Origin of the sequence: Micromonospora sp. NPDC002717 (genome assembly GCF_040295705.1) — a bacterium.
Lineage (GTDB): Bacteria > Actinomycetota > Actinomycetes > Mycobacteriales > Micromonosporaceae > Micromonospora.
In genome coordinates this window covers 20578-35825 of record NZ_JBEOVW010000024.1, presented here as the reverse complement: position 1 = coordinate 35825, position 15248 = coordinate 20578, and the positions used below count along the sequence as shown (strand labels likewise).

The 15248-nt window shown below is 75.6% G+C and carries 13 protein-coding genes; 6 read left to right on the top strand and 7 right to left on the bottom strand.

What is annotated here, in order from left to right:
• Nucleotides 1-54 precede the first annotated feature (54 nt).
• Together ABT006_RS27375 and ABT006_RS27370 are read right to left on the bottom strand one after the other, a co-directional pair.
• On the bottom strand, nt 55-726 hold the full coding sequence (locus ABT006_RS27375) for a response regulator (RefSeq protein ID WP_350710969.1): 672 nt from the start codon (nt 724-726) through the stop codon (nt 55-57).
• On the bottom strand, nt 723-3098 hold the full coding sequence (locus tag ABT006_RS27370; RefSeq protein ID WP_350710967.1) for a sensor histidine kinase: 2376 nt from the start codon (nt 3096-3098) through the stop codon (nt 723-725). Before ABT006_RS27370 ends, ABT006_RS27375 begins: the two co-directional genes overlap by 4 nt.
• A gap of 135 nt (nt 3099-3233) precedes the next feature.
• Between ABT006_RS27370 and ABT006_RS27365 the strand changes: the two genes are divergently transcribed.
• The 3 genes from ABT006_RS27365 to dtd are packed head-to-tail and all read left to right on the top strand — an operon-like array spanning nt 3234 to nt 6099.
• Nucleotides 3234-4253, top strand: a complete 1020-nt coding sequence (locus ABT006_RS27365; RefSeq protein ID WP_350710965.1) for a CPBP family intramembrane glutamic endopeptidase — start codon at nt 3234-3236, stop codon at nt 4251-4253.
• Nucleotides 4193-5677 carry a DUF7782 domain-containing protein gene (locus ABT006_RS27360; protein WP_350710963.1) on the top strand — a complete coding sequence of 495 codons (1485 nt, stop codon included), beginning with the start codon at nt 4193-4195 and terminating at the stop codon, nt 5675-5677. The genes ABT006_RS27365 and ABT006_RS27360 overlap by 61 nt, the downstream gene beginning before the upstream one ends.
• Nucleotides 5677-6099, top strand: coding sequence for a D-aminoacyl-tRNA deacylase (gene dtd, locus ABT006_RS27355; RefSeq protein WP_350710962.1), 423 nt, complete (start codon nt 5677-5679; stop codon nt 6097-6099). Before ABT006_RS27360 ends, dtd begins: the two co-directional genes overlap by 1 nt.
• Before the next feature lie 158 nt (nt 6100-6257).
• On the opposite strand, the gene ABT006_RS27350 is transcribed toward dtd, so the two are convergent.
• The gene (locus ABT006_RS27350; RefSeq protein WP_350710961.1) at nt 6258-7046 is read right to left on the bottom strand and encodes a sporulation protein; all 789 of its coding nucleotides are present in this window, start codon (nt 7044-7046) and stop codon (nt 6258-6260) included.
• Between the two features lie 260 nt (nt 7047-7306).
• Between ABT006_RS27350 and sigB the strand changes: the two genes are divergently transcribed.
• The gene (sigB, locus tag ABT006_RS27345) at nt 7307-8323 is read left to right on the top strand and encodes an RNA polymerase sigma factor SigB (RefSeq protein ID WP_466021636.1); all 1017 of its coding nucleotides are present in this window, start codon (nt 7307-7309) and stop codon (nt 8321-8323) included.
• Between the two features lie 100 nt (nt 8324-8423).
• On the top strand, nt 8424-8831 hold the full coding sequence (locus ABT006_RS27340) for a VOC family protein (protein WP_350710959.1): 408 nt from the start codon (nt 8424-8426) through the stop codon (nt 8829-8831).
• A 4-nt stretch (nt 8832-8835) separates the two neighbouring features.
• Here ABT006_RS27340 and ABT006_RS27335 read toward each other — a convergent pair whose 3' ends face one another.
• The 3 genes from ABT006_RS27335 to ABT006_RS27325 form a co-directional block, all read right to left on the bottom strand.
• Entirely contained in the window at nt 8836-11391 is a 2556-nt protein-coding gene (locus ABT006_RS27335) for a bifunctional acetate--CoA ligase family protein/GNAT family N-acetyltransferase (RefSeq protein ID WP_350710957.1), read from the bottom strand.
• Between the two features lie 24 nt (nt 11392-11415).
• Nucleotides 11416-12597: an acetoin utilization protein AcuC gene (locus ABT006_RS27330; RefSeq protein ID WP_350710956.1), complete on the bottom strand. Its 1182-nt coding sequence runs from the start codon at nt 12595-12597 to the stop codon at nt 11416-11418.
• 193 nt (nt 12598-12790) lie between these two features.
• Nucleotides 12791-13639: a sulfurtransferase gene (locus ABT006_RS27325; protein WP_350710954.1), complete on the bottom strand. Its 849-nt coding sequence runs from the start codon at nt 13637-13639 to the stop codon at nt 12791-12793.
• A 160-nt stretch (nt 13640-13799) separates the two neighbouring features.
• Here ABT006_RS27325 and ABT006_RS27320 point away from each other — a divergent pair, with 160 nt between their 5' ends.
• Complete coding sequence (locus ABT006_RS27320) at nt 13800-14489, top strand: iron-dependent transcriptional repressor DtxR (RefSeq protein WP_350710953.1); 690 nt, start codon at nt 13800-13802, stop codon at nt 14487-14489.
• Between the two features lie 144 nt (nt 14490-14633).
• Here ABT006_RS27320 and ABT006_RS27315 read toward each other — a convergent pair whose 3' ends face one another.
• The gene (locus tag ABT006_RS27315) at nt 14634-15185 is read right to left on the bottom strand and encodes a hypothetical protein (RefSeq protein WP_350710951.1); all 552 of its coding nucleotides are present in this window, start codon (nt 15183-15185) and stop codon (nt 14634-14636) included.
• Between the last annotated feature and the right edge of the window lie 63 nt (nt 15186-15248).

Here is a 15248-nt window from a genome sequence, read left to right as displayed (position 1 = left end):
CCGGCACCGGGCAGGGCGTCGCCGCCCGCCCCGGAGTGTGCCCGGCCGGCGCCCCTACGCGGGTGACCGCCGGGTGCCGGGCCGGACGAGCCCGAGGTCGTAGGCACGGATCGTCGCCTGCACCCGGTCCCGCGCACCCAGCTTGCCCAGCAGGGCGTTGACGTGCGCCTTCACCGTGCCGGTCGCGACGCCCAACTGCGCGCCGATCTCCGCGTTGGTCAGCCCGGCCGCCAGCCGGACGAAGACCTCGCGCTCCCGTGCGGTGAGCGCGGCCAGCTCGGCGGGCTCCGCCGGCGGGGTGAGTGCCCCGGTGGCGAAGGCGTCGATCAGCCGGCGGGTGACGGTGGGGGCGAGCAGCCCGTCGCCGGCGGCCACCACCCGGATCGCGTGCAGCAGGTCGACCGGTTGGGCGTCCTTGAGCAGGAAGCCCGAGGCGCCCACCCGCAGCGCCTCGAACACGTGGGCGTCCAGGTCGAAGGTGGTCAGCACCAGCACCCGGGGGCCGGCCGGGTCGGCGGTCAGCCGGGCGGTGGCGGTGAGGCCGTCCATCCCCGGCATCCGGATGTCCATCAACACCACGTCCGGTCGGCTCCGGGCGGCCTGGTCGAGCGCGTCGGCGCCGTCGGCGGCCTCCCCGACCACCGTCAGGTCCGGTTCGGCGTCGACGATCGCCGCGAACCCGGCCCGGACCACCGGCTGGTCGTCCACCACCAGCACCCTGATCATCGCGCCCCCTCCGGCACTCGTTCGCCCCGCTGCCCGGGCCGGGCGGCGACCACGGGGACCGGCGGCAGCGGCAGCCGCGCCCGCAGCTCGCCGCGGCGCAGCGCGAGCCGGCCACCGAGCGCGTCGACCCGGGCCCGCAACCCGGCGACGACCAGCGGGTCCGACACGGTGGGCAGGCCCGTGACCGACACCCGCAGCTCACCGCCGGTCAGCCGCAGCACCACCCGGGCCGGCCCGACGCCCGCGTCCAACGCGGCCTCCACCAGCCGGTACGCCGACACGTCCACGTCGGTCGGCAGGGCCGGCACGGTCGCCGGCGCGTCCAGCAGGACGTCGCGACCGTGCGCCTGCCGCGACGCGCAGAGCCCGCCCACGTCGGCGAGGGTCGGTTGCGGACCGTGCGGCACCGGCCGGTCGTCGGCGCGCAGGTCGTCCAGCAGGCCGCGCATCGCGGCCAACGTGGCCCGTGCCTCGACCAGGATCTCGGCGAGCCGGCCCTGGTCGGCGACGACCACCAGGCGGCCGGCCCGGTCCAGCACCGCCGAGCGCAGTCCGGCACCGATCCGCTCCCGCTCGGCCCGGGCCGCCGCCACGGCCCGGGCGGTCGCCGCGGCCAGCGCGTCGCCCTCCCGGCTGAGCACCCGCCGCCGCCGGCCCCGGACCAGCACGCCGCCGCCCCAGGTCAGCAGCATCGGCGCCAGCAGCAGCCCGGCGACGAACACGGTCATGAAGACGGTCACGGGCACGTGCACGGGCTCCCCGGCGATCGAGCCGTCCGCCGCCGCCGTACCGACCAGGCCCACGGCGAGCACCGTGGCCGCCGACGGCGCGGCCAGCCACGTGGGGCCGGCCCGCCGGGCGTACGCGGCCACGGCCCAGACGGCGGCCAGGTCGGCGAAGCCGGCGGTCAGCAGCACGAACTCCGCACCCCGGGGCAGCCCGACCAGCAGCGCGGTGACCGGCCAGAGCAGCGCGGTCCCGGCGACGCCCGCGAACGCGGCCCACGGTCGGCGGCACCGCCACGCCAGCGGCGCGGCGTGCGCCACGGAGAGCAGCAGGAGCTGGAGCAGGACGATCGGGTCACCCAGCCCCGCCAGTTCGGCGTCGGTCTCCACCGAGACGAGGGCCGCGGCCACCGGAAGCACCAGCGCGTTGCCGACCAGCGCGGCGGTCACCAGGGACCGGCCGTTCTCCGACCGGACCGGCGACGGCCGGCTGCCGGGATCCGCCCCGACCGGCGGGCTGCCGGGATCCGCCCCGACGGGCAGCCGTGCCTCGACCCGCCAGCCGTCGCCGTCCGGGCCGGCGCGCAGGGTGCCGCCCAGGGCGGCGACGCGCTCCCGCAGGCCGCTGATGCCCCGCCCGGCGCCCAGCGTGAAGGCGGCCGTCGGCCCCGGTACGCCGGTGTCGGCGACCGTGACCGTGACGGTCCCGGCGTCGACCGCGACCCGAACCGAGACGTCGGCTCCGGCGGCGTGCCGCACCACGTTGGTCAGGGACTCGCGGACGACGGCGTGGACGACCCCGGCCAGAGCGGCCGGCGGTTCCGGACCGGTGCGGTCGAGGCGCACCGGCTGGCCGAGCCGGTGAAAGCCGGCGACCAGGTCGTCGAGCCGCTGCCGCAACGGCCGGTGCGCCTCTGTGTCGTCGCTCATCACCGCGACCAGGCGGCGCAGCGCGACCAGGGTCTCCCGCCCCGTACGCGCCGCGAACTCCACCGCCTCCGCGGCCAACTCCGGACGCCGGGCCGCCAGGCGCTCGGCCGCTCCCACCGTCACCACGATGGAGGTGAGGTGGTGGGCGCTGACGTCGTGCAGCTCCCGGGCGAGCCGATGGCGTTCGGTCTCGGCCGCCTGACGGGCCTCCGCCTCGGCGGCGACGAGCCGGCCGGCCACCGCCGCCCGCCCGGTCATCCAGTGCCGGCGGCTGCGCCCGAGACCCGCGGCCAGCAGGTAGCCGAGCACGGCGACGACGACCTCTCCCAGGTAGGCCGCGGCGGTGTCGAAGCGGGGGAGGTTGACCGACGCCACCCACAGGGCGCTCACAGCCAGCGCCACGCGCACCACCCGGCCGGGCGCCCGGACAGCCACGGACCAGATGGCGACCAGCTCGGCGAGGCTGAGCACCAGCAGGTCGTCGGGAGAGGCGCCCAGCCGGCCGAGGGTCTGCGCGGCCAGGACCACGGCCAGCGCCGGGAGCGGCCGATGCTGCCGCCAGCCCAGCGCCAGGAGGGTGACCACGGCGGCGACCAGACCCGCCGAGGTCGCCGTGATGTCCGGTGCGTCGCCCCGCAGCAGCGGCAGGCCGGGCCAGAGCAGGAGCTGGGCGCCGACCAGCGCCGACGGCAGCAACCAGGTCCGCAGGAGAGTCATGATGAGGCAACCCTACGGAGGCCCGCCGACCGGTCACGTCGCCCGCGGGCACGAGGTGGCCTATACCCCAGGGTGGTGCCGAGTTCGGTCCGCACGTCGACCCGCCGGCCCGTCGGCGGCGGCAGGCTTGCTCCCATGATCAGTAGTACTCCCCCGGGCACCCCGTACCACCGGCTGGCCCGGACCGGCCGGCAGCGATGGTGGCGGTCGCTCGTCGGCGTCCTCGCCCTGCTCGGCGGCGCGCTGCTCGTCGGCTGCGCACTCTTCGGCGTCGCCACCGTCGTGGCCGAGATCACCGGTACGCCGACGGACGCCGACGGGCTGCCCGTCTTCGGTCCCGTCGTGGACACCGCCCTGCTGGTGCTGTCGGTGGCGGTGGCCCTGCCGCTGACGATGGCCGTCACCCGCTGGGTGGAACGCCGGCCGGCCGGCAGCCTCTCCTCCGTGCTCGGCCGGGTCCGGTGGCGCTGGCTGGCCACCTGCCTGCTGACGGCCGCCCCGGCGATCACGGTCATGCTGGTCGGCAGCCACCTGCTCCTGCGGGCCACCGGGGACGAGATGGTCCTCCTCGGCCCGCTCGACGCCTGGGTCGGCTGGCCCACCTTCGTCGCCGCCCTGCTGATGGTCGTCGCGCTGGTCCCGTTCCAGGCCGCCGCCGAGGAGTACCTGTTCCGTGGCTGGCTGCTCCAGGCCTTCGGGACGTGGCTGCGCTCGCCCTGGCCGGGGTTGGTGGTGCAGGCGGTGCTCTTCGCCGCGGCGCACGGCTGGGGCACCGTCTGGGGCTTCGCCGACCTGGTCGTGATGGGCCTGCTCTGCGGTTGGCTCACGGTGCGCACCGGCGGCCTGGAGGCGGCCGTCGCGTTGCACGTGGTCAACAACGTGAGCGCGTTCGGGCTGGCCGCGGCGTTCGGCGGGCTGGCCGTGGACGAGACGATGGCCGACGCGCCGTGGCAGCTGGTGCTGGTCGACGTGCTCGTGCTGCTGGCGTACACCTGGCTGGTGGCACGGGCGGCCGACCGGCGCGCGCTGGCGACGGTGGCGCCGATCTCCCGGGTGGTCGAACGCCGGCACGCGGCGCCAGGCAGGATGACGGCGTGGACGGACACGACATGTTGCTCTCCCCCGCCGGCGTCGAGGCGCTGCGGACCGCGCTGACCCGGGCCGGGTTCACCTCGAACGGCATCGCCACCCGGCTCGGCCCGCAGGCCACCGGCGGGGTGGCCCGCAACGACTTCCGGGCCGCGCTGCGCGCCACCGAGGACCGCGACCCGCTCGGCACGCTGATCCGGGTGTTCGTCTGCGAGCAGACCGAGCCGGAGGCCGCCGTGGCCGCCGCGCTCGCGCCGTTGTCGCTGGACGAGGCGCTCGCCGGGGGCCTGGTCGAGCGGCACGGCGACGGGCTGCGGATGGGCCTGGACCTGGAGCCGTACGGGGACGACTGGTGGGTGCTGGCCGACGTGCCCGCCAGCGCCCGCCCGGGCCGCCCGTTGCACGCCCACCACGTCCTCGGCATCGGCGGGGCGACCCAGACGCTGATCGGCGCGACCGTCCGCCGGCCGGTGGAGACCGCGCTGGACCTGGGCACCGGCTCCGGCGTGCAGGCGCTGCACCTGGCCACCCACGCCCGGCGGGTGACCGCCACCGACGTCTCCGAGCGGGCGCTGCGCTTCGCCGCCACCACCGCCGCGCTCAACGGCCAGGACTGGGAGCTGCTCCGCGGCGACATGGTCGCCCCCGTCGCCGGGCGCCGCTTCGACCTGGTGGTGAGCAACCCGCCGTTCGTGGTCGGGCCCGGCACCACCACGCACGTCTACCGCGACTCCGGCCGGGTCGGCGACGCGATCGGCGCGGAGCTGGCCGCCGCCGCGCCCGGTCTGCTCACCGAGGGCGGCACCATGCAGTACCTGGCCAACTGGGTGCACGTCGCGGGCGAGGACTGGGCCGAGCGGGTGACCGGCTGGTTCGCCGGCACCGGGCTGGACGCCTGGGTCGTCCAGCGCGAGGTGGCGGACCCGATGGCGTACGTCAACCTGTGGCTCACCGACGTCGGCGAGGCCGCCGACCCGCAGCGGATGGCGGACTGGCTGGACTGGTTCGACGCGCACAAGGTGGAGGCGGTGGGCTTCGGCATCGTCTCGCTGCGCCGCTCCGGCCACGACGACCCGGTGATCCGGGTGGAGGACCTGCGGCAGCGGGTGGAGGCGCCGCTGGGCGACCGGATCGGCGCCTGGTTCGACCGCCAGGACTGGCTGCGCGCCCACGACGCCGACGGGCTGCTCGCTGCGCGCTACCGGGCGGCTGACGGCCTCCAGCTCCGGCAGGAGGCCACGATGGGCGACGAGGGCTGGGCGGTGGACCGGCAGGTGCTGGCCATGCCGCACGGGCTGCGCTGGACGGAGGAGATCGACCCCCTGGTGCTCGCCCTGGTGGGCGGGGCCGACGGGCGGCTGCCGCTGCGCGACCAGCTCACCCTGCTCGCGGCCGCGCACGACGTCGCCCCCGAGGAGCTGGCCGAGGCTGCCGGCCCGATCGTCGCGCACCTCGTCGAGCGCGGCTTCATCGAGCCGGTGACCGGCTGATGCGGGCCGTGGTGCAGACCGTCGGCCGGGCGGGCGTGACGGTCGACGGCGAGGTGGTCGGCGCGATCGACGACGGGCTGCTGGTGCTGCTCGGGGTGACCCACACCGACACCGTCGAGACCGCCCGCACGATGTCCCGCAAGGTGCACGAGCTGCGCATCCTCGACGACGAGCGGTCCGCCGCCGACACCGGCGCGCCGATCCTGGTGGTCAGCCAGTTCACCCTCTACGGCGACGCCCGCAAGGGGCGCCGTCCGAGCTGGACGGCGGCGGCCCCGGCCGAGGTGGCGGAGCCGCTGGTGACGGCGGTCGTGGAGGCGCTGCGCGCCCGGGGCGCGAAGGTCGAGACCGGCCGCTTCCGCGCCCACATGCTGGTCGAGAGCGTCAACATCGGTCCACGCACGATCCTCCTCGACCTCTAACCACCACCTCCCCTCCCCTTTCCTTTCCTCCCCTCCCACCCACCCCAACCCCGGATCCCACCCCGTTGATCATGAAGTTATTGCCATGACACGCCGAGCGGCGAATGACAACAACTTCATGATCAACTCGCCGGTGGGGGCGGGGTGGGGTGGGCGGGTCAGGAGAAGAGGCCGCGGCGCTGGAGAGACTGGCGGATCCAGGCGTCGAGCTGGGCCGTCCAGTCGGTGCGCTCGGCGGTGGCGTGGTCGATGGTGAAGCGGCCGAAGGCGTCCCGCCCCTCGGTGAACAGGCCGCCGCGCTTGTCGAGCTCCAGCACCACCTGGATCTGCTGCGGGTCGGTGACGAAGGTGACCTCGAGCTGGTTGATCGCGCCGGCGTACTGCGGGGCGGGGTGGAACTCGATCTCCTGGTAGAAGGGCAGGCTCTGCCGCACGCCGTAGATGTGGCCGCGCTCCACGTCGGCCCGGGCGAACCGGAAACCCAGCCGCAGGAACGCCTCCAGGATCCGCTGCTGGGACGGCAGCGGGTGCACCGCCACCGCGTCCAGGTCGCCCTTGTCGACCGCGCGGGCCACCTCCAGCTCCGTACGCAGCCCCATCGTCATCCCGTGCAGGTGCTGCCCGTACAGCTCGGTGAGCGGCGTCTCCCACGGCACGGCGAAGCGGAACGGGATGTCGTGTCGCTGGCCGGGCTCCAGCCGGAACGCGCCGGTCGCCGCCTGCCGGTGGAACTCCTGCGTGGTCTCGTAGTCGTTGTCGCCGCTCTCCACCTCGACCCGGGTGACCAGGCCCAGGGACACGTAGGAGATGTCGACGGGGTGCTCGCCGCCGGCCACGTGGACGACGCCCTCCAACTGGCCGCCGGGGCGGCAGTTCGGGTTCGCCAGGACCGTTTCCACCGACGGGCCACCCACGCCCATCGCCTGCATGAGCCGCTTGAAGACCACGACACCCTCCAAAACCTGTTCCGGTGCGCCGACGTCGCCGGCGGCGCCGGCCCCACTGGCCGACCGCTGGCACGGTAACCGCAGGCGACAAGGAACCCTCGGCGACGACACGCGCACGGTGTGCAGGACCCGGACCGGATTCGTGTCGGGTCCCCGATCGCCTCACTCCCGTTTCACGCCCCGCCCGCCAAGCTGTGTGTCACACCGGCACCACTGAGCCGGAACGAGCGGCACAGACGTGGACACGGGGAGAAGACGAGATGGCCCTGCAGATGATGGAGCACCGGATGCGCCCGGCCGGCACCACCGAGGCCGACCACGCCACCGACACCCTGACCGACCTCGACGCCACGGACGAGCGCGGCGTCTCCACGGATCTGGTCCGGGCATACCTGAACGGGATCGGGCGGACGAAGCTGCTGACCGCCGCGCAGGAGGTCGACCTGGCCAAGCGGATCGAGGCCGGGCTGTTCGCCGAGGAGAAGCTGGCGACCTGCACCCCGGTCTCCGCCGAGCTGCGGGCCGACCTGGAGCTGATCGTCACGCAGGGCCGGGCGGCGAAGGACCACCTGCTGGAGGCGAATCTCCGCCTGGTGGTCAGCATCGCCAAGCGCTACACCGGTCGCGGCATGGCGTTCCTCGACCTCATCCAGGAGGGCAACCTCGGCCTGATCCGCGCGGTCGAGAAGTTCGACTACGCCAAGGGCTACAAGTTCTCCACCTACGCCACCTGGTGGATCCGGCAGGCGATCACCCGCGCGATGGCCGACCAGGCCCGCACCATCCGCATCCCGGTGCACATGGTCGAGCAGGTCAACCGCATGGTCCGGGCCCGCCGCGAGCTGTCCGTCTCGCTGGGCCGCGAGCCCACGGTCGCCGAGGTCGCCCGGGCCATGGACATCCCGGAGTTCCAGGTGATCGAGCTGATCTCGTACGACCGGGAGCCGGTGAGCCTGGACCAGGCGGTCGGCGAGGACGGCGAGAGCGCGCTCGGTGACTTCGTGGCCGCGGTGGACCCGAGCGCCGAGCCGGGCGACGCCGCCGCGCAGGGCGAGCTGCGCAACGAGGTGAGCATCGTGCTGGCCACCCTCTCCCAGCGGGAGCAGGCGGTGATCCGGCTGCGGTTCGGTCTCGACGACGGCCGGCAGCGCACGCTCGACGAGGTCGGCCGGGAGTTCGGCCTGTCCCGGGAGCGGATCCGGCAGATCGAGAAGGTGACCCTGCTGAAGCTGCGCGACCCGGAGCGGGCGCAGCGCCTGGAGGCGTACGCCTGCTGACGTTCCCGGAGCCACGTGAGGCCCCGGCGGTGCGCCGGGGCCTCACGTACGTCCCGGCCGTGGTCCTTGACGCGGCCCGCCGGACGGGCTACCAACGGGTGTGAACTGGACTTTGGAAGTGGTGGTCGTACCGGTCTCCGACGTGGACCGGGCCAAGGCGTTCTACGCCGACCAGCTCGGCTTCGTCGTGGACCACGACACGGTGGTCAGCGCCGACGCCCGGATCGTGCAGCTCACCCCGCCCGGCTCGGGCTGCTCGATCGTCATCGGCAAGGGGGCGTTGCCGGACATGCCGCCGGGCTCGCTGAAGGGCCTCCAACTGGTCGTGCCGGACCTGCGCCGGGCCCGGGCCGAGCTGGTCGAGCGCGGCGTGGCGGTGAGCGAGATCCAGGTGGTGGGCGAGAACCCACGCCCCGTGCCGGACCCGCTGGACAACGTCGGCTTCGTCTTCTTCACCGACCCGGACGGCAACGCCTGGGCGGTGCAGCAGATCTCCAGCCGAGGCTGACGCCCTACAGCCGGCGGGGGCCGGTGTCGGGGCGGGCGACGGCGGAGCCGATGCGTACGGTGGCGTGCAGCACCGAGATGCCGTCGGGGCGGGCGAGCACCGGGTTGAGGGTGAGCGCGCGCACCCGGGGCTGCTCGTCGGCGAGCCGGCCGACGCGCAGCAGCAGGTCGGCCAGGGCCGCCCGGTCCACCGGCGCCGCGCCCCGGTGCCCGCGCAGCAGCGGCGCCGCCCGTGGCTCGTCGACCAGCTCGGCCGCGTCCAGGTCGGTCAGCGGCACCGCGCGCCAGGCCCGGTCGCCGAGCAGCTCGGTGGCGACGCCGCCCAGCCCGAAGCCGACCACCGGGCCGAACGCCGGGTCCTCGACCAGCTCGACCACGCAGGCCACGCCGGGCGGCACCATCGGCTGCACCAGGACCTCCGCGCCGAAGACCGCCGACATCTCCGCGTACGCGCGGTGGACCGTGGCGGCGTCGGGCAGGTCGAGCCGGACCGCACCGAGGTCGAGCCGGTGCCGCAGGCCCGGGGCGGCGGCCTTGAGGGCCACCGGGAACCCGAGCCGGATCGCCGCGTCGACGGCCTCCCCGGCGGAACGCACCGGCGCCGACTCGACCACGTCGATCCCGTACGCGGCGAGCAGCCCCACCGGGTCGAGGGCCTCGGGTCGCAGGGCCGCGTGCACCGCCGCCCGGTCGACCCGGGGCAGCTCCGGCAGCAGGCCGGCCGGTCGGCGCAGCCAGTCGGCGTACGTGGCGACCCGGGCGAGGGCGCGGACGGCCTCCTCCACGCTCGGGTACGCGGGCACCCCGGCCGGCGCCCGGCCGACCAGGAACGTCGCCACGGTCGGCTTGCCGGCGGCGAGCGCGGCCGGCAGGGCGGCGGTGAAGTCCGCCTCGGTGTCGGTGAGCTGGCCGGGCAGCGGCGGGGCGAAGACCACCACCAGCGCGTCCACGCCCTCGTCGGCGGCGGTGTCGGCGAGCGCGGCGGCGAACTCGGCCGCGCCGGCCCGGGGCCCGACGTCGCGAGGGTAGCCGCGGGCGACGGTGAGCCCCTGCGCGGCGCAGGCGGTGGCCGCGAGCCCGGTCAGCGCCGAGGAGTTGCCGACCACCCCGACCCGCGGCCCGGCGGGCAGCGGCTGGTTGGCCAGCAGCACCCCGACGTCGAGCAGCTCGGCGACGGTGTCCACCCGGATCACCCCGGAGTGCGCGAACAGTGCGCCGACGGCGACCTCGTCCGGCCCCACGGAGTCGCCCACGCCTGGTGGACGGGCCGGGGAGGCGAGCGCCACGACCGGCTTGTCCCGGCCGATCCGGCGGGCCAGCCGGGCGAACTTGCGCGGATTGCCGAAGGTCTCCAGGTACAACATGATCACGTCGGTGCCGGGGTCGTCCTGCCAGTACTGGAGCAGGTCGTTGCCCGAGACGTCGGCCCGGTTGCCGGCCGAGACGAAGCTGGACAGGCCCAGCCCGCGCCGGTCCGCCTCGGCCAGCAGCGCCACCCCGAACGCGCCGGACTGGCTGAAGATGCCCACCCGGCCGGGCACCGGCAGCCGCGGGGCGAGGGTGGCGTTGAGGCGTACGGTCGGGTCGGTGTTGGCCACCCCCAGGCAGTTCGGGCCGACGACGCGCATGCCCGCCGTGTGGGCCGCGCGGACCAGCGCGCGCTGCGCGGCCGCGCCGTCCGGGCCGGCCTCGGCGAAGCCCGCGGAGATCACCACCAGGGCGTGCGCGCCCGCGGCGGCGGCGTCGTCGACCGCCTCCCGCGCCGTCTCCGGCGGCACCGCCACCACGGCCAGGTCGACCGGCACGCCCGCGTCGGCCGCCGACGGGTACGCGGGCAGCCCGGCGACCGTCGCCGCGCTCGGGTGCACCGGCACCACCGGGCCGGTGTAGCCGCCGTCCCGCAGGTGCCCGAGCACCGCCGCGCCGACGCCCTGCCCGGTGGCGCTGGCGCCGTAGACGGCGACGCCGCGCGGGGCGAGCAGCCGGGCGATCGAGCGGGCCTCGGTGCGGTGCTCCCGGCCGCGCTGCACCTCCAGCGTGGCGTCGGTGGGCGCGATCGGGAAGGTCAGGTGCACCACGCCGTCGGCGAACTGGCGCTGGAGCTGGTAGCCGAAGTCGGCGAAGACCCGCAGCATCGCGCCGTTGGCCGGGAGCACCTCGGCCACGAAGTTCGCGATGCCGGTCCGGCCGGCCGCGTCGGCCAGGTGCTCCAGCAGCACCGAGCCGATGCCCCGACCCTGGTAGGCGTCCTCGACCACGAACGCCACCTCGGCCTCGGGCGCGTCGGGGCCGAGCCGCTCGTAGCGGCCGACGGCGACGATCCGGTCGCCGGCCAGCACCACGAACGCCTCCCGGTCGCGGTGGTCGACGTTGACGAAGCGGTGCAGGTCCCGCTCGGGGATGCGCGGGTACGGCGAGAAGTACCGCAGGTAGCGGGTGCGCTCGGAGAAGCGCGAGTGCATCGCCACGATCCCCGGCCCGTCCGACGGGCGGATCGGTCGCAACTGGACGGTGGTGCCGTCGCTGAGCAGCACGTCCACCGGTTGTTCCACCGTGGTCACCTGTGCGGTTCCTTCCGGCCCGGCTCAGTCGCGCGGGTCGTGCGGGTCGAGCCCGAACAGCGGGAAGGCCGTCTTGCGGGCCGCCGCGATCGCCCGGTCCACCGCGTTCGGCTCGCCGGTCGGCTGCCACGGCTCGTACGACGGGTCGACGTCGTCGGTCATCCGCAGCGGGATCTCCCGGCCCGGCCGGCGCGCGGCGGCCAGCTCCCGCCAGGCCGGCGGGGTCAGCGTGGCCGGCGCGATCGGCTCGCCCGTGGCCACGGCGAGCAGGTGCGTCCAGGCCCGTGGCACCACCTCGACCAGCGCGTACCCGCCGCCGCCGGTGGCCACCCAGCGGCCCTCGCACAGCTCGTCGGCGAGCGCCCGCAGGGCCAGGTAGGTGGCGCGCTGACCGTCGACGGAGAGGCGCAGGTCGGCGAGCGGATCGAGCCGGTGCCCGTCGGCCCCGCACTGGGTCACCAGCACCTGCGGCCGGAACGCGCGCAGCACCGACGGCACGACCGCGTGGAAGGCGCGCTGCCAGTCGGCGTCGTCCACACCGGGCGGCAGCGGGACGTTGACGGCGCTGCCCACGGCGCCCGGCCCGCCGGTCTCGTCGGGGAAGCCGGTGCCCGGGAAGAGCGCCAGCGGCGTCTCGTGCAGGCTGACCGTCAGCACCCGCGGATCGTTCCAGAAGATCTGCTGCACCCCGTCGCCGTGGTGCACGTCCACGTCCACGTACGCGACCCGCTCGGCGCCGAGGTCGAGCAGGCGGGCGATGGCCACCGCCGGGTCGTTGTAGACGCAGAAGCCGGCGGCCCGGGCGGGCATCGCGTGGTGCAGCCCGCCCGCCACGTTGACCGCCCGCCGGGCCTCGCCCCGCCAGACCGCCTCGGCCGCGGCCACACTCGCCCCGGCGACCAGCGCGCTCGACTCGTGCATCCCCGCGAAGACCGGGTTGTCCGAGGTGCCCAGCCCGAAGCCGGCGAAGAGCGGGTCGTTCGAGGCGTTCCGCACCGCGTCGAGGTAGCGCGGGTCGTGCACCCGGGTCAGCAGCGCGTCGTCGGCCGGCTCGGGCTTGACCAGCCGCACCCCGGGACGCTCCAGCACGCCGAGTTCGCGGGCCAGCGCGACGGTCAGCTCCACCCGGACCGGGTCGAGGGGGTGATCCCCCATGTCGTAGGCGAGCAGGGACTCGTCCCACACCACCACCGTGTCCTCGGACATGGCCTCATCGTCGCACGCGCGCCCGCACGCCCCGAGCGCAGGCGCTGGGGGCGTGCCCCGGTCTCGGCCTGCTCACGCGCCCTCGTGTCGCCCGGCGCGCGTGCCGCTCAGCCGGCCGGCACCGGCTGGGTGTCGTCGACCGGGCCGTCGGCGGGCGTCGCCGGGGCGGGCGTCGCCGGGGCGGGCGTCCCCCTCAGCCCTCCGCGGTGGCGACCGGTCGGGACGGGTCGGCGACCCAGTTGCTCCACGACCCGACGTAGAGCGCCGCGTCGGGCCGACCCGCCAGGTGCAGGGCGAGCACGGCCTGCGCGGCGGTCACCCCCGACCCGCAGTACGCCCCGACGGGGGCGCCCCCGGCCACCCCGGCGGCGGCGAACCGCGCGCGCAGCGCGTCGGCGGCCGGGAACCGGCCCTCGGCGACGTACTCACCGGCGGGCAGGTTCACCGCGCCCGGGACGTGCCCGGCGACCGGGTCGATCGGCTCGGTCTCGCCCCGGTAGCGGGGCGCGGCGCGCACGTCCAGCAGGACGCCCTCGTCGGCGGCGGCCAGCCGGGCGGCCTCCCCCGCGTCGAGCACCGGCAGCGCGCCGGGGCGCACCTCGACGTCGCCCGGCGCCGGGGTCGGCTCCGCCGTGCTGGTGGGCAGTCCGGCGGCCCGCCACGCCGGGAAGCCGCCGTGCAGCAGGCGTACCGGCCGGTGGCCCGCCCAGCGCAGCGTCCACCAGGCGCGGGCGGCGGCCATGCCGTCGCCGCCGTCGTACACCACCACGGGGTGACCGGCGCGGACGCCGGCGGCCCGCAGCGCGGCCTGGAGCGCGGCCGGGTCGGGCAGCGGGTGGCGGCCGGCCGGGCCGGGCGGGCCGCAGAGCGCGGTGTCGAGGTCGACGAAGACCGCGCCGGGCAGGTGACCGGCGGCATAGTCGTCCCGGCCGGGCGGGCCCGTCAGGCGCCAGCGGACGTCGAGCAGGGTGGGCGGGTCGGCGTGGTCGAGCTCGGTCGCGAGCCGGTCGGCCTCGACCAGCAGCTCCTCGGTTCCGGACATGAGGTCAAGTCAACACCATCCGGGCCCGTGCCTCGCGGTTCGTCAAGGGTCGTTCGGCCTGCGTCGAGGTACCATCGTGGGCCGGAGGGCCGCTGACGTGAGGCATGATCTGGTCGGCACGACCGAGCCTGAGTTACCTCCGCGGCAGGGAGGGATGAAGGTGTCTAAAACGGATCTGGTCGACACGACCGAGATGTACCTCAAGACCATCCTCGAACTGGAGGAGGAGGGCGTGCCGCCCCTGCGTGCCCGGATCGCCGAGCGGCTGGGGCAGAGCGGGCCCACCGTCAGTCAGACCGTCGCCCGGATGGAGCGCGACGGCCTGCTCACCGTGGAGGGCGACCGGCACCTGGCGCTCACCACGCACGGCCGCAGCACCGCCGTGTCGGTGATGCGCAAGCACCGGCTCGCCGAACTGCTGCTGGTCAACGTGATCGGGATGCCCTACGAGGAGGCCCACGAGGAGGCCTGCCGGTGGGAGCACGTGATGAGCGACGCCGTCGAGAAGCGGGTCTACGACCTGCTCAACCGGCCGACCCGCTCGCCCTACGGCAACCCGATCCCGGGGCTGGAGGCGCTGGGCACCCCGGGGCCGGAGACCACCGACGCCGTCGAGGGTGAGCGCAACCTGGCGTTCCCCGGCCTCTCCGGGCCGGTCGTGGTCCGGCGGATCTGCGAGAGCGTGCAGACCGACGCGGACGTGCTGCGGCAGTTGCACGCGGCCGGCGTCGACCCGGGCGCGACGGTGATGGTGGCGCAGGAGCGCGACGGGGTGTCGATCGACCGCTCGGGCGACCGCGTCCGCCTCCCCCGCGAGGTCGCCTCCCGCGTCTTCGTCGCCGCCCACTGACCCGTCCCACCCCGCCCACCCCCGCGCTCCCTGCCCCGGCTCGGCTCGGCGATCTTGCACTTGTGCCCGGGCATGTCCGACACAAGGGGACAGATCGGGAGCCGAAAGTGCAAGATCGCGGAGTGGGCGGAGTGGCGGCGCGGATCAGATGGCGCGGATGTCCACCTGCTTGGCCAAGGCGATGAGCGCGTCCGCGAGCTTGTCGGCGTCTGCCTTGGCCGTGTCGGCCGGGGTGGTGTAGCGGAGGGTGGCGAGGCGGCCCTCGGTGGCCAGCCAGCCCACCTCCGCGACCGGGCCGAAGGCGCCCTTGGCCGAAAGGGTCCGCCGGTACGCCTTCTGGCCCAGCCCGGTGACCTTGGCCGCCTTCTCCGGCACCACGTCCGCGGTGAAGGTGGCCGCGTCGATCGACGCCTCGGTGACGATCAGCGTCAACTCCGGCAGGGTGGCCTGCTCGGCGCGGACCACGCAGGTGTGGCTGTCGCCGGTCTCGCTGGCGGCGGCGATGTCGAAGCGGACCCCCGCGTGCTGCTCGATCACGCCGAAGTCCAGCAGCCGGCACGCCCCGCCGGACGAGGCGGCCGCCACGTCGACCGCGATCGGCGCGGGAGGCGGCACCGCCACCGGTTCGGCCGCCTCCGCGCCGCAGCCCGTCGCCAGCAGTACGGCCACCCCGGCGCCCACGATCCGCCCGCGCACGATCACTCCTCCACTTGTCCACCCCGACGTGCCCGCCGGACACCGTACGGCCTGCCCCGCCCT

What these genes read in the sequence shown, in the direction of transcription:
- sigB (WP_466021636.1), top strand. Translation starts at nt 7,307, where the DNA reads ATGGCCCTGCAGATGATGGAGCACCGGATGCGCCCGGCCGGCACCACC.
- ABT006_RS27325 (WP_350710954.1), bottom strand. Translation starts at nt 13,639, where the DNA reads ATGTCCGGAACCGAGGAGCTGCTGGTCGAGGCCGACCGGCTCGCGACC.
- ABT006_RS27370 (WP_350710967.1), bottom strand. Translation starts at nt 3,098, where the DNA reads ATGACTCTCCTGCGGACCTGGTTGCTGCCGTCGGCGCTGGTCGGCGCC.
- ABT006_RS27330 (WP_350710956.1), bottom strand. Translation starts at nt 12,597, where the DNA reads ATGTCCGAGGACACGGTGGTGGTGTGGGACGAGTCCCTGCTCGCCTAC.
- ABT006_RS27365 (WP_350710965.1), top strand. Translation starts at nt 3,234, where the DNA reads ATGATCAGTAGTACTCCCCCGGGCACCCCGTACCACCGGCTGGCCCGG.
- dtd (WP_350710962.1), top strand. Translation starts at nt 5,677, where the DNA reads ATGCGGGCCGTGGTGCAGACCGTCGGCCGGGCGGGCGTGACGGTCGAC.
- ABT006_RS27375 (WP_350710969.1), bottom strand. Translation starts at nt 726, where the DNA reads ATGATCAGGGTGCTGGTGGTGGACGACCAGCCGGTGGTCCGGGCCGGG.